The sequence below is a fragment of the Nostoc sp. DedQUE08 genome (assembly GCF_034530895.1).
In the GTDB taxonomy this organism is placed as follows: domain Bacteria; phylum Cyanobacteriota; class Cyanobacteriia; order Cyanobacteriales; family Nostocaceae; genus Nostoc.
In genome coordinates, this window is record NZ_JAVRCD010000017.1 from 112,634 (window position 1) to 126,346 (window position 13,713).

9 protein-coding genes and 1 pseudogene are annotated in these 13,713 nt (G+C 40.3%); 5 read left to right on the forward strand and 5 right to left on the reverse strand.

The genetic code is table 11. From position 1 onward, the window contains the following. Positions 1-138: 138 nt before the first annotated feature. Genes RMY64_RS13955 through cbiE form a run of 3 tightly spaced genes read left to right on the forward strand, consistent with a single transcriptional unit; the run spans position 139 to position 2,430 of the window. A complete protein-coding gene (locus RMY64_RS13955; RefSeq protein ID WP_322668290.1) occupies positions 139-735 on the forward strand; it encodes a tRNA-(ms[2]io[6]A)-hydroxylase in 597 nt (198 codons plus the stop codon). Positions 736-753: 18 nt separating this feature from the next. Next, positions 754-1,158 (forward strand): VOC family protein, encoded by a 405-nt coding sequence (locus RMY64_RS13960; protein WP_322672331.1) that lies wholly within the window; start codon positions 754-756, stop codon positions 1,156-1,158. A 45-nt stretch (positions 1,159-1,203) separates the two neighbouring features. After that, entirely contained in the window at positions 1,204-2,430 is a 1,227-nt protein-coding gene (gene cbiE / locus RMY64_RS13965) for a precorrin-6y C5,15-methyltransferase (decarboxylating) subunit CbiE (RefSeq protein ID WP_322700325.1), read from the forward strand. Here cbiE and RMY64_RS13970 read toward each other — a convergent pair. From RMY64_RS13970 to RMY64_RS13985, 4 genes and pseudogenes are all read right to left on the reverse strand, one after another. Further along, positions 2,420-4,000 carry an NAD(P)/FAD-dependent oxidoreductase gene (locus tag RMY64_RS13970; RefSeq protein ID WP_322700326.1) on the reverse strand — a complete coding sequence of 527 codons (1,581 nt, stop codon included), beginning with the start codon at positions 3,998-4,000 and terminating at the stop codon, positions 2,420-2,422. The genes cbiE and RMY64_RS13970 overlap by 11 nt on opposite strands. Before the next feature lie 117 nt (positions 4,001-4,117). After that, positions 4,118-5,782 carry a tryptophan halogenase family protein gene (locus RMY64_RS13975; RefSeq protein WP_322700327.1) on the reverse strand — a complete coding sequence of 555 codons (1,665 nt, stop codon included), beginning with the start codon at positions 5,780-5,782 and terminating at the stop codon, positions 4,118-4,120. 67 nt (positions 5,783-5,849) lie between these two features. Further along, positions 5,850-6,563 carry a hypothetical protein gene (locus tag RMY64_RS13980; RefSeq protein WP_322700328.1) on the reverse strand — a complete coding sequence of 238 codons (714 nt, stop codon included), beginning with the start codon at positions 6,561-6,563 and terminating at the stop codon, positions 5,850-5,852. A gap of 514 nt (positions 6,564-7,077) precedes the next feature. Next, positions 7,078-7,260: pseudogene (locus RMY64_RS13985) on the reverse strand (hypothetical protein); the annotation flags it as partial. A gap of 105 nt (positions 7,261-7,365) precedes the next feature. Between RMY64_RS13985 and RMY64_RS13990 the strand changes: the two are divergent. After that, positions 7,366-7,569 (forward strand): type II toxin-antitoxin system HicB family antitoxin, encoded by a 204-nt coding sequence (locus RMY64_RS13990; protein WP_322672322.1) that lies wholly within the window; start codon positions 7,366-7,368, stop codon positions 7,567-7,569. Beyond that, positions 7,566-7,793 (forward strand): type II toxin-antitoxin system HicA family toxin, encoded by a 228-nt coding sequence (locus RMY64_RS13995; protein ID WP_109007162.1) that lies wholly within the window; start codon positions 7,566-7,568, stop codon positions 7,791-7,793. The genes RMY64_RS13990 and RMY64_RS13995 overlap by 4 nt, the downstream gene beginning before the upstream one ends. 19 nt (positions 7,794-7,812) lie before the next feature. On the opposite strand, the gene RMY64_RS14000 is transcribed toward RMY64_RS13995, so the two are convergent. Continuing rightward, entirely contained in the window at positions 7,813-13,482 is a 5,670-nt protein-coding gene (locus RMY64_RS14000) for an alpha-2-macroglobulin (RefSeq protein WP_322700330.1), read from the reverse strand. Between the last annotated feature and the right edge of the window lie 231 nt (positions 13,483-13,713).

Here is a 13,713-nt window from a genome sequence, read left to right on the forward strand (position 1 = left end):
CAGGGGAGCAGGGAAGGTAGGGAGAAAAGAACTTGATTTTCTGACGATAAATCCCGCAAAGTTTCTTTGGTGGACTAATAGTTTAAACTATTGAAAAATCCAAAATCCAAAATCCAAAATCCAAAATTGATTAACTCTGTGCTTACTCAGTTATCCACTATCAACGCCCTGAAACAGCCTACTAGTTCTGCTTGGTTAGAACAAGCGATCGCTAATTTAGATATCATCTTACTCGACCACTCCCACTGCGAACGCAAAGCAGCAGGCGTAGCCTTAAACATGATGTTTCGCTACCCTTCCAATACTAAAATGGTTCGGGAGTTAACTGCGATCGCCCGCGAAGAACTAGAACATTTTGAGCTAGTCAACCAATGGTTAGAACGCCGAAATATTCCCCTAGCTCCCCTACCACCGCCTCCTTATGGCGCTGGTTTAAAAGCTCAAGTACGCCCCAAAGAACCTGAGCGATTTCTGGATTCCTTACTAGTCACTGGTTTAATTGAAGCTCGCTCTCACGAACGCCTGGGACTATTAGCTGCTCACTGTCCAGAGCCAGAGTTAGCAAAATTTTATCGTGGGCTAATGGCATCCGAAGCGCGTCACTACGGTATATATTGGGTTTTAGCTGCTACTTATTTCGACAAAGAAATTGTTATGCAGCGGCTTGATGAATTAGCAATTGTCGAAAGCGAGTTGCTGGCGACTTTGCACCCAGAACCTAGAATTCACAGTTAGTAGACTAACCCAACAGATATGAAGCTTCAGCTAACACACCTGAGACTGCTTGTCTCCAACTACAAAGATTCTTTTCTGTTCTACCGGGATCTGCTGAAATTTGATGTCGATTGGGGCGATGAAAATAGCGGATATGCTGAGTTTAATACCGGATATCTCAAGCTGGGTTTACTCAAACAAGAATTAATGGCTGAAGTAGTCCCAAGAATTGAACAACCTTCATACGTTGTCAATCGAGATAAAATAGTCTTGATTTTGGCAGTGGATAACGTGGATGAGGTCTATGAGCAAGTAAAGGCTCAAAATGCGCTCGTTGTGACTCAACCACAAGATCGCCCAAGCTGGGGAATCCGCACAGCTCATTTGCGCGATCCCGATGGCAATCTGATCGAAATCTACAACAATCTCGGAATTATCAGTTAAAAGTTCCTGCCAATAACGTTATGAAGTAATTAATCATGAATTAGCATGATACAAAAATGGCTTTCTATTGTTGGCATTGGGGAAGATGGATTACAGGGGTTAAGCGCGATCGCTCGTTCTTTAATCGATCGAGCTCAAGTAATTGTGGGAGGCGATCGCCATTTAGCAATGCTTCCTACAGACGCTCGACGTGAGAAACTAGTCTGGACATCTCCCATTAGTGCTTCAGTAGAGGAAATCATTCAGCGCCGGGGTCAGTCAATCTGCGTACTCGCAAGCGGCGATCCGATGTGTTACGGCATTGGTGTCACCTTAGCGCGGCGAATTCCCGTCTCTGAAATGACGATTATCCCCGCACCTTCAGCCTTCAGCCTCGCCTGTGCCAGGGTGGGATGGTCTTTGACTGAGGTAGAAACCTTGAGTTTGAATGGTCGTCCATCCTCCCTACTCCAGTCTTACATTTATCCGGGAGCGCGACTGTTGATTTTGAGTGAGGGTAAAGACACCCCAGCGCTGGTTGCTCAAATTTTGACAAATCGCGGCTATGGTGGCAGTAAGCTCACCGTATTGGAGCGTATGGGCGGCGCTCATGAAAGAATTGTAGAAGGTACGGCTGCATCCTGGAGTGAAACCGAAGTTGCGGCTTTGAATGCGATCGCAGTTAATTGTATTGCTGATACTGGGGTTATTTCATTACCAAGATTACCAGGATTGCCAGATAACGCCTACCACCACGATGGACAGTTAACGAAGCGTGAAGTTAGGGCAATCACCCTAACAGCTTTAGCACCTACACCAGGAGAGTTATTGTGGGATGTAGGCGCGGGTTGCGGCTCAATTTCAATTGAATGGATGCGGAGTAATGCGCAATGTCGAGCGATCGCGATCGAACAAAACTCCTCTAGACTACTGTATATTGCTGACAACGCCGCCACTCTCGGAACTCCAAATCTGCAAATCATTGAAGGCAAAGCGCCCCATGCCCTGAAAGATTTGCCAGCACCAAATGCCATTTTTATTGGTGGTGGGGTGACAGCAACAGGACTTTTTGATGTTTGCTGGGAAGCACTGCGGCCGGGTGGACGCTTAGTGGCCAATGTTGTCACAGTTGAGGGCGAGCAGACTTTATTTCAATGGCATGAACGAGTCGGTGGCAATTTAACTCGTATTGCCATCCAACGGGCGGAACCTATTGGTAAATTTTTAGGTTGGCGATCGATGGCGGCTGTGACGCAATGGGTAGTAGTGAAGTCTGAAAAATTTAATGGTTAATGTATGAGTGCGTAGACGTTTCGTCTTGTCGCAGACATCGCTTTTGTAATTTGGCGATCGCAGAATCATTAAGAGATGGCTGTTGTTTTGCCTGTAATTCCTGTCGGAGATTTTTATAGGCAGATGGGTCTGCTGGCATCATCAACTCTGCAAGCAGGTTTCCTGGTTTGCGGCGGGTGCTAAGACCCATATCCTGAAGCAATTCATCAATGTAATGGAATGTAAAAGGAGTTACACATGCTCCACTGACGAAAGAATAAGGTCTATCTTTCTTCCTCCATTCCAACTCTGCCGTTACATCCTCTAACATCTGTTGCGGGGATGGTAAAGATATATTTCCTTTGACATACTCTGATAACCACCTAGCACTAATTTCTGCTGATAACTGGGCACAGAAAGTATAGTTATAACCAACAAAACCCATCTGGGGAACATGAGGGTGAATGAGATGGCGGTAAAGATGGATAGTGCCTTCCTCATCAAATACGTGTCTGCGGTACTTCTCTTCTAGAAAGGGGATATCCTGAAGAAAGCCCGTGCCAAAGACAACAATATCTGCCTGTATTTGCTCGCCGTTATTCAATTCGACGCCAGTAGCAAAAAACTTGTCGATTTTTGTCTTCACAGCACGAATTTTGCCTGCGCGTATATGCTCAAAAAAGCCTTTAGGCACTAAGCCGACACTACAACCAATCAATTTGTTCATCGGTTGTTTGGGCACCATCCCACAAGCATCAAGAGGAAACTGTAAACGCATGATAGTCTCATTTAGCCGCCAGAATGCCCACACTAGGGGCTTGCCAAAACTATGCAGCCATTTTTCCCATCCTTGAAGTTTATGATAGGGCATCCAAGTTTCTGCAAACCGAGTTAAGAAAATATACTTGATGTTGAACAAACCGAGAAAGAAGTTGGGAAATTTCCACAACGCTTGACGGAACACAAGGGTACATTCCTTAGCCTTGCTAGCTGCGAAATTCGCTAGATCGGTGGCTGACTTGCCAAAACCGACAACAACCACTCGCTTGCCCTCAATTACAGAGCCGTCATTAAAGTTATTAGTATGTATTATCTGACCTCCGGCGGCAATGAACTCTTCCATTCCCGGCAAGTTAGGAATGTAGGGAATATCATAAGTGCCATTGCATACAATCACAAAGTCGAAGTTGTAATTTTGTTTTCCGATCTCCTTACCATCTTCTTGAAAGCTAACACTAACCATCCATCCAGGAGTATTTCCTGATTTGCGCTCCACTTTAGTTACTTTTGCACCGAACTGAATTTTTTCTGTGACACCAAAGTGTTGGGCATAGGATTCAAGGTAAGCGCATATTTGCTCTCCTGAAGGCCATTCTGGATAGGACGCAGGCATAGGATAGTCTGAGAAAGCATAGGTGTCTCTGGGATTTTGAAGCGAGAGTCCTGGGTAAGCCCTCGACCTTTCCCACACACCGCCAAGTTCCTGCCGTTTCTCGAACAATGTAACCTCGTAACCTTCTTCAAGAAATGTTTTGGCTGAGACTAATCCGCTCACGCCTGCCCCAATCACGCATATTTGTTTCGCTGTCATTTTGGGTTCTCCTCAATTATTATCGGACTTACGGAAAAGTACACGGAGTAGGGGCAATTCATGAATTGTCCTAAGAAGAAAATCAAAGCTTTGACTATTGTTTGCGTAAGTCATATATTAAATTGGCACAGGAATTTGATATGCGCTCTCGTTCACTGATGAAGTAGGTAAATGATTGTCGCTGAGGTATTCTGACTGTTCTTGAGACTTAATTACATAAGTTAAGTATTCATATTGAGAGGGTAGATTTGTACTCAGGTAATTGGCTTTTTCCTTAATTGCCTGAAATTTAGCTAGCGCCTTTTCGTCGTCAAGATGCTCCAAGAGAGGTAAACTACCTTCAGGCTTATGATTGAGTCCAAGTAACATTACCGAATAAGAGTATGTCTCGAAGCCATGAAAATATGGATTGATATTCTTTTTATTTGGTAATCTGCTTTTCCACAACTTTAACTTTTCTTGCAGTTCCGTAGGAACTTTAATTTCTTGCTTAGTTGCTTGCCAAAACTTTGTATCTGCTCGATCGCTGGCACGGTAATGGAGTACCAAAAAGTCCCGAACACCATCTAGACAGTTAGCGATCGCTCTATTATAGTTGCGGATCAATTCTTCATTGAACGATTTCCCTGGAAAGTGATTGACTAACTCTTCGATTCCATGCTGAATAAAAAATATGCCAGTAGATTCTAATGGTTCAACAAAGCCACTGGAAAGCCCTATTGCTACACAGTTTTTCACCCATGAGTTTCTGTTACGTCCAATCCTCATTTGGATATGAGAGGCTTTGCAATTATCAGCAACATTTCCTAGATGCTGGCGAAATTCTTGTTCTGCTTCCTGTGCAGAGATGAAGGCGCTAGAATAAACATACCCTGTACCATCTCTGCCATATAAAGGTATATTCCAGACCCAACCTGATGAGAGAGCAGTTGCAGTTGTGTAAGGGTTGATGCCATTTTTCTGAATATCGCTTGGTATCTGTACGGCGATCGCGCGATCGCACAGTAGCGACTCTGAATAAGAAATGAATGGCTCACCAAGAGCTTTGTTAATCAAAAGACCACGGAAACCAGTACAGTCAATGAAAAGGTCTCCACTGATAATGCCATGCTCGTTAGTGTTGAGACTATCTATGCTTCCATCTTCGGTTAAATTTACATCTACCACATCATCAACAATTTGTTTCACGCCCCTCTGTATTGAATAATCTTTCAAGAATCTAGCAATTAGATTTGCATCAAAATGGTAGGCGTAAGGATATTGCCCTTCGGCATCAGCAAGTGTAATGAGATTTTTTTCAGAAAAATGTTTCTCTGAGAATAAATGTTCTACTCTGTCATCAAAGATTTTGCCATTAAGATATCTCGGAGACCTTTGGCGATCGCACAGCGTCGGTGCCATGAAGCAGGAATAATCAAATGCCTCATTGGCACTCTTAAGTTTTAACCACCATTCAGAGATACTGAATCCATAAATAAAATCAAATCTTTCAAAAGGGTGGTAAAAGTGTCTGCGATCGGAATTCCAATCAACAAATTTAATCCCCATTTTATAAGTAGCATTGCATTTTGGCATCCATTCATACTCTTGTAATCCCAGAAAATCAAAAAATGACTTGATGCTACTAAAAGTTGCTTCGCCAACTCCAATTTTTGTAATATTAGAAGACTCTACCAAGGTAATCTGAACATTTTTTTTCAAGGCTTTGCTCAAATAAGCTGCCGTCATCCAACCTGCTGAACCACCACCGACAATTACAACATTTTGTACGTGCTGTGACATAGTAAAATTTCTCCTTCAGGCTTGAATTAGGTATTAATTTTCAATTTCAATAAATTTGCTGATTAATTTATGCAGTTTTCAATAGTTGCTCAATTTTATGGTTTTTGGCATATACCAAAAGACCGTTTGTAAATTGGGTAAAAACTGTAAATAAGTTTTCAACTAGTTCAAAAGCTTCTTGTTGCGCTGCTTCTGATAGTTGAATATCTTGTAACAATTGCTCTATTCCAGATGAACCTGTGATGTGACCAGTTTCAACATCCAAATGGAAATCTGCAAAATATCGGCATGATTTTTGAGTAATTGCTTTAATTTCTTTGCCAATCTCTGCTGCTATAGAAAACATTATATTACCTGTTGCTTCGGTAACTTCAATGAGGATTAATTTTTGAATAGGAGTAGCTTGCAAAGTATATCGATAGAGTTGATAGCTCAACCAGCGAGCATTCTGAGTTTCTTCACTCCAAAGAAATTTCAATGCATCACTAAATTGCAAGGTTTTGTCAAATTCTAGATTCTTCAAATCTTCCAGAAACCACAGCCAATGATGGTCATCTTCATAAGTATGTTTGTTAATTAATGTTTGAATTGGATCGTTTGTTGGTTCTACTCGCAAAAAATACTTATTCAGTTCTCCAAAATTCATAATAAAATGAGCAGCACATGGTGCCCAAGCTAACCTTTGTCTGGGATTTATACTTTTATCTTGCATAAAATTAAACAATGGCACTTGAGCAAATTCTTGTTTTTTTTGTTCAATCAATGCTAGTACTTGTTGCATTTTTAATTGTGCTGATTTTCAATGTTTAATATTCAAGCAGAAGTAACTTACCCATTTTGTTGTAGGAAGGTAATCTGCTCAAAGTTTGATTGTTAAATTCTCAAAACTTTTTTGATAATCATTAGCTCAAAACCCACTATTTGAATAGCAAATAATGTCTAATTTGGATATTGCAGGTTTAGTTAAGAGTGTGTAGATAATTGGCCTTTGAACACACGCGATAAATCTCACCTCTACATCAGGGTTTTAGGTGTATTGTGTTATATCGTATTGAGGCTAACGCTAAATTGTAACCAGCTAATTTACTGTTATTGATTTTTACTTTAATTTCAATATTTCTATGTAATAAGCGCAGCTTTTACGTAAGTACACTTGTTAAGAAAGAGTCTTATATGAGCGTTTCCTGCGCTCATAAAAACCAAATCGGCTGGTTAGGCCTTCTACCTTAGCTAAAATTTGAGTATATACTTGGAAAGATTTTTAGACTTGTTGTAGCTAAAAGTAGTATAAATAATTACTTTTCATTCTCAAGTATTAATGTAGACTCAGCAGTACGCCCAAATTCTTCTGGCGCATATTGCAGGTGAACTTCTGCACCAGGCCAAGAAAATGTCCCAGGTGTCATAGAACAAACTAAGTAATGCAAGCTATAAACTCCAGGTTTGAAGTGGCCGGCGTAGGCGATAATGCGATATCTTGCAAAAATGCACAATAAAAAAGCGATCGCCTACTCTTCTCTCAGTAATGGTAGTGCGATCGCCATAAATCATTGAAAATAAAAAAGTAACTTTATTGTCAAGTTATGAAACTCAGAGTTGTATTAGAACCCAGTGACGAAGGCGGATACACCGTCCATGTTCCCTCACTTCCTGGTTGTATCAGTGAAGGAGAAACATTAGAAGAAGCATTAGAGAATATCCAAGAAGCAATAGAACTTTACCTTGAGCCATTGGAAGATGAATGGATTACTCAAGAAGGCGTAATAGTCAGGGAATTGGTACTGTGAGCAAAGTTCCCAATTTACCTTACACTCAGATTATCGCTGCTTTAGAACGGGATGGATGGATAGTTGTACGCCAGCGAGGTAGTCACATTAGATTGGAAAAAAGCATACCGGATGAAGTCTTAAAATTAACTGTTCCAGCTCACCGCCCAGTTAAGCGTTCCACCCTAGCTAAGATTTTAAAGCAGGCCCGTATAGACTTGGAAAGATTTTTAGATTTGTTGTAGCCAAAGATGGCATAAATAATTACTTCCCATCCTCCAGTATTAATGTAGACTCAGCAGTACGCCCAAATTCTTCTGGTGCATATTGCAAGTGAACTTCTGCACCAGGCCAAGAAAATGTACCAGGTGTCACAGAACGGACTAAGTAATGCAAGCTATAAACTCCTGGTTCCAGATGGTCGACGTAGGCGATAATGCGATCGCGGTACACATTCTTAAAACCAAGTTCCCAGCTATCGGCTTTTGCTTGTAATGCAGCTGTAGCAGTTTGAAAACTCGCATCCACAGCCTCAAAACCTGATGGTAGGGGATCTTTTATCACCAAATGATCCACAGGACGATCGGCGATGATTTCTAAACCAATATCAAACACTTGTCCAGATGCTAAAGTCAAGGGTTTATCGAAAGCATAAAGACCTGTTTTTTGCAAAACTTTCTCTTTATTTACTTGACTAATTTCTCGTGTTATGCGTAGTCCGTTAAACCTGCCTGGTTGATTACCTTGCAAGCGATAATTATAAGCAACCAGATAGTGTAAAGTGCCATTACCTGATTTTTGCAGGGTTAAATCATTACGCCCGCGAGGTAATTTATTCATCGGCACATTTAGCTGTAAGCTGGGATTTTGATAGCCATTAAACTGATTTTCTCCTAACTTATTACCAGCTAATTCCACTGTGGCAACAAAATTAGGTGGTGTGGGTTGCAGTTGACTATAATCTACCAAAGCTGTTAAAGCTTGGGCATTATTATAGTTGGTTTGCCACGTACCATTCCGTCGCAATGCCAGAAGACTTTGGAATAATTTATCTATAACTTCGGGTTTACTTTGTTTGGCAATAAATAAGCGTAAAGCTTGCGCTTGCGTCGTAGTAGATGAACTCATCCATCCCCAACTAGTTGGTAAACTCACAACTGCTGTGCGGCCAGTTTCATAAACATTCTGTTGCAGTTTGTTCGCTAATTGTTGAGATTCATCTTGCCATTCTGGGAATTGAGATGAGTATCGCGCTAGTTTAATTTGAGTTGCTACATCAAAATTATTGCGCTGTTCATAAATATCTGCGAGGAAAGTATTGCGTTTATCTCCCAATTCTGCTAATGAGATTAAAGCATTAAGTTGCAGTTGCCTTTTACAGAGTAGTTGTTTGCAAAAGTCATATTCTCCGGGGTTTGCTAGAACTTTTTGTAAATAGGCTTTCAGGCGAGACACCATTGCAGAATCGACTAAATTAGGGAACACCTGACTAGCTTTAGCCAAAGATTCACCCGTATAGGAAGAAACCCAAGGGTCAGATTTTTCTTGTCCGGGGAAAGCAGCAAAACCACCATCAGCTATTTGGAGTTTTTGTAATTTTTCAATTGCTTGACTTGCCTGTTGGCTAGGATTAAATTCTGTAAATGTCTGACCATATTTCTGTGCAATAATTTGCAAATTAGCAGCAATTATTAATTGACTCGCCGCCGGTTCTGTAAATGGTAAATCATTATCTTCTACAGCCTGCTTTGCTGGTGCTTTAATTTCTGGAATCAAAGTACTCGCCAACTGAATATCTAAACCTCCCGCATCAGGAAAGGTATTTTTATCAACATTTAAGGGAATCTTCACCTGTTTTTCAGTGACGCCAGATTCAACCACTTGTTCTATAATTTCAATTGGCTTAATTTCCAAAGGTACTTCAAAAGCATCTGCGGCTGTACCATTTAGCTGAGTCGTAAAGCGAACTTTACCAGTTCCCACACTATCCGCCAGCATGGGAAAACGATAAGCGTGAGTTGCGGATTCAGCTTTGGTTTGCAAAGAAGTCGCTGTGGGGTTTTTCTCAGCAAACTTCACATTACCGCTAAGTTCGCCATTAATTGAGAGATTTCCTGTATTCCCAGTGTTGTTAGTTACAGATAAGCCAGCGAGAATGCGATCGCCTGGACGGGCAAACTGTGGCAAGATGGCATTAGTTAGCAATGGTTTGGTGCTGATAAACGTCGCCTCCCCATTCCCGAAACGCAGATTTCCATCAGTGGCCACAGCCATCACTCGCCATGTAGTTAAGTCATCCGGGAGTTTAAAGGTTATCTGTGCATTCCCATTTGCATCGGTAAGCACAGAACCGTTGTAGTAAGCTAAGGCTTGAAAATCGGTGCGAGTGCGAGTATTTGCTGCACCAGTTGAGAAACCACCGCCATAACCCCAACCTTTCGGTTTAGTTACATCTTGTGCTTGTAATATAACATCCGCGCGATTATCGTTAAAGCGGGTAGGTATTACCTGTTCTGCATAAACTGTATCTACCAAATCTGGCGGACGATAACCAGAAAGTTGTAACACCGCTTCATTTACCACCATGACTGTAAACTGTCCTTTGGCGGGATTGCCTTGATTGTCCTTCAGTTCTAGCTGTACCGTTTCTTCTGCACCAGGTTCTAATGATGCTTGCACTGGCTTAACTTGCAGTTTTAAATACTTATCTTCTAAATTAACTTTAAAAGGTGTGAAACCAATCTTCACCAAGTTATCTAAACTTCCCGCTTCCACTTGGTTTATGGGTTTACCTTGTCTAACTAATACAGCTTCAATGGCTGCATTTGGCAGCATTTCTGGCGTAACTTGAAACTGAATTTGTGGCGCGCCTCCCTGAACTTTTATTATCTGCTGATAAAGGGGTTTATCTTTAATTACAGCAAAGTACAATTCTGCATCTGGATAAGGAGATTGAATTATTGCAGTAGCAGTTTCACCAGGTTTAAACTCTTTTTTATCTAATTTAATTTCTAAGACATCTTTTTCTTTAGAACCCCAAAATACTGGATTTTCTCCAGTTGCCCAAATTTGTAAATCTGTGGCACTTAATTCACCTTTTGCATCACTAAAATTAACTCTAATCCTGTATGAACCAGATTCCGGTGCTGTTAAACTTACCGATTGCGGATTGCTAGCAGATGTAATTTCACCTTGTCCTACCGTTTTATATTCAACTTGATTTTTTGGAGTTTGACTACCTTCCACCAACTGCGTAACGCTGCTATATTTAATCTGTTGTAATTCCAAACGCACCCGTTGACCTGTGATTGCTTTTCCTGTAGGGTCAGTAACAATCACTTCAACAGGAAAAGCCTTACCAGCATCAGCGATGAAATTACTTTTTAGTCCGATGAGGCGATTACTCGGTAAGGCTGTAAATGTTTTGGAATTCGCTACAGATAGATTAGAAACATCTGCAACTTGCACATCTACTTGGTAAGTCATCGGATATGGTAAATCATTTGCCACATTTACAGTTTGACTACTTTTACCATTAGCATCTAGTTGGGCATTAGTTTGCAATACATCAGTAGATATAGTAGGGGTTTCCTCCGGCCATAACCATTGCCTACCAAAAGTAAATCCCTCCCAACCTTTAGGCACAAAATCAGCCTGCTGGCGAGTAATAAAATATTTTGCTTCTCCACCTTCTACAGGCGCACCAAACAAATAATTACTTGTAGCATTAATATTAACTTTCTCGTCAATATATGCAAATTCTTTATCTAAGTTAAGTTCCACTTTAAAGTTGGGTGGCTTAAACTCAGCTACCCGAAACTCTCCAGAAATTTCTTGTCCATTTTTACCTTTCGCCTGGATTGTATAGTAGCCTAAGCGCTGAGTAGTTTTGATTGACAGTTCCAGAGAAAAACTGCCAAATTCATTTGTGGTTTGCGTACCTAAGCTGGTTTTTTGCCCGTCGGGATTTACCAAAGTTAATTGGTAAGCAGCATTTTTATCTTGCTGAATCGCACCATTTTGTAAATAGTCTGCAAAACCAGTCAACCAAGCTTTTTCTCCTGGTTGATATAACTGTCTATCTGAGAAAATTACCCCGCGTGATTCTGGCTTCTTATCTTGCCAACCTGCATCAATACCGTAGCCATAAACACCGCTATATTCTTCAGTTCTAGCAAATGCCCAATCTTGATTCTCACGGGCAATTACTAATAACTGTGGTGATTTACTAGAGCTTTCATTGCCAGAATAACATTTTTGTAATCCTTCACGAACAATTCTAAAAATTCCATTGTCATCAGTTTTACCTGTTGCACAAGGTACTGGTTCTGGACGAGATTTTGCTTGTAATTTTGATTGATAAATTTCAACAGCAGCCGCTTGAACTGGCGAACCATCTGTAAGATGATTGACACGAATTAACCCTGACTCAGGAAACCATTGAGTAAATACGCCCAAATTTGTCAATTCAACCATGCCATAAGTCGTAGGTTCGCGCCACAGTTCCTTCCCATTCTCTTGATATTTATTCGTGCGGGCTTGGACTCCATAAGCTAACATGCCGGTAGTAGAATTTATTTTTTCCCGCAGAGGAACAGCAATATCAACTGATTGATTTTTCTTAACCGATACCTTAAAGCTTTGCCATTCAGAAGGTTGTGGTAATAAATCACTACTATTATTAAAATAAACTAAATCTGTCGGTTTAACTACTCGATAAGCGGCTTTATATTTAGATTCTGGCAAATTTCCCGTACTAATATTTAGCTGTAAATTTTTACTTGTAGGGAAAATATTCAAATCTGATGGTACCCAAATATCCCCAGCTAAATCTCCAGTGTCATATTTAAGGGTGACAGGTTTACCCAAAGTTTGCCCAAACTTATCTTTGAGATTTCCGCCGATAGTAATTGTATAAGTCTTGGCAGGTTCTAGCGCATAAGGATTAATCCCGACAATTTTATCTTCATCATTAACTTCCAAAATTCTCGAAATTTCTTTGGGTGCTGGATTAATAGTAATGTTTTCTTTAGCTGAATCTGCTAATAAAATGTTATTAAATTCTAGCTGCGGGCTGCCTTTAACAAATCGTCCAAATGTTCCGCCTGAATCCGGCTGTCCGTAATAGTTAATTTTCTGAAATGCTAAAGGCGAATAAGTTGCTAATTTACTAGCAAATTCTTTCTCTGTCGCTAGATTGCCATAAGCAGGACGTATTCCGGGAGAAAATACTAAGCGATAACTGGTTGCTTTTTCCAGATTTTGCTGTGGGATGAGATTATAAATCCAATTACGTGCTGAAGGGTCAAATTTTTCTAAAGGATCTTCTTCATTTTTTAATGGTTTTTCTTCTTTGTTTAATTCAACTTTAAAATTTGTACCTTTACTTTTACCTTCGGGAATTAGCTGTAAATGTTCTTGTACAGAAGCTAAATCCAATTCTACATTAGAAGTAAACTGTAACTTCTGTTGTAAAGCAATTGGTTCGATATCAGCTTTCTCTATGGGATTGACACCAGGTAAATTAGTTAATTTAATGGATTCAGTGTTGAAAGTCCAAGGTAAATCTTTGTCTAGGCGATGATTTTTTAAATCGGCTAAACCTGCTTTCAGAGTAACTTGAAACCTCGTCGCTATTGGTAATGCTTTTTCAGCTTGGAATCCCACCATGCGTGGTGTTAAAAAGCGAAATTGACCGGGTAAAGGCGGCCAAAGGGCAAATTTTTGTAATATGTTTTGCTGTTCTGGACTATCAAGACTTTCAACTGGGATTAAAGCTTCTTTAAAACGGATGCGGATTTGGTTGAGGGGTTTTGCATCTCCAATGGGACTTATTTGTTCAATCCAGTCTGGTAATTTTGGTGGTGTGAGTGAGGATACTGCTGGAAGTTGTTCTTTACTTGAATTGATACTAAAGAAATTACATCCTGTCATCACTAGCATGAATGTGAAGAGAAGAATAAATTGTATTTTTCTCTTCTGGCGTGAAAAATGACTAATTTTTTTTAACAAACCGCTAATGACGTTAAGAAAGAGATAGAGAATTTTACGATAAGAACTGAGTAAAAATTTGATAATCATATTTTTTAGTAATTCAAAATAAAAAATTCACAAATTATAGCAGGCAAAAGCTTGCATTACCTGATTTACTTGGTAATGGCAAGA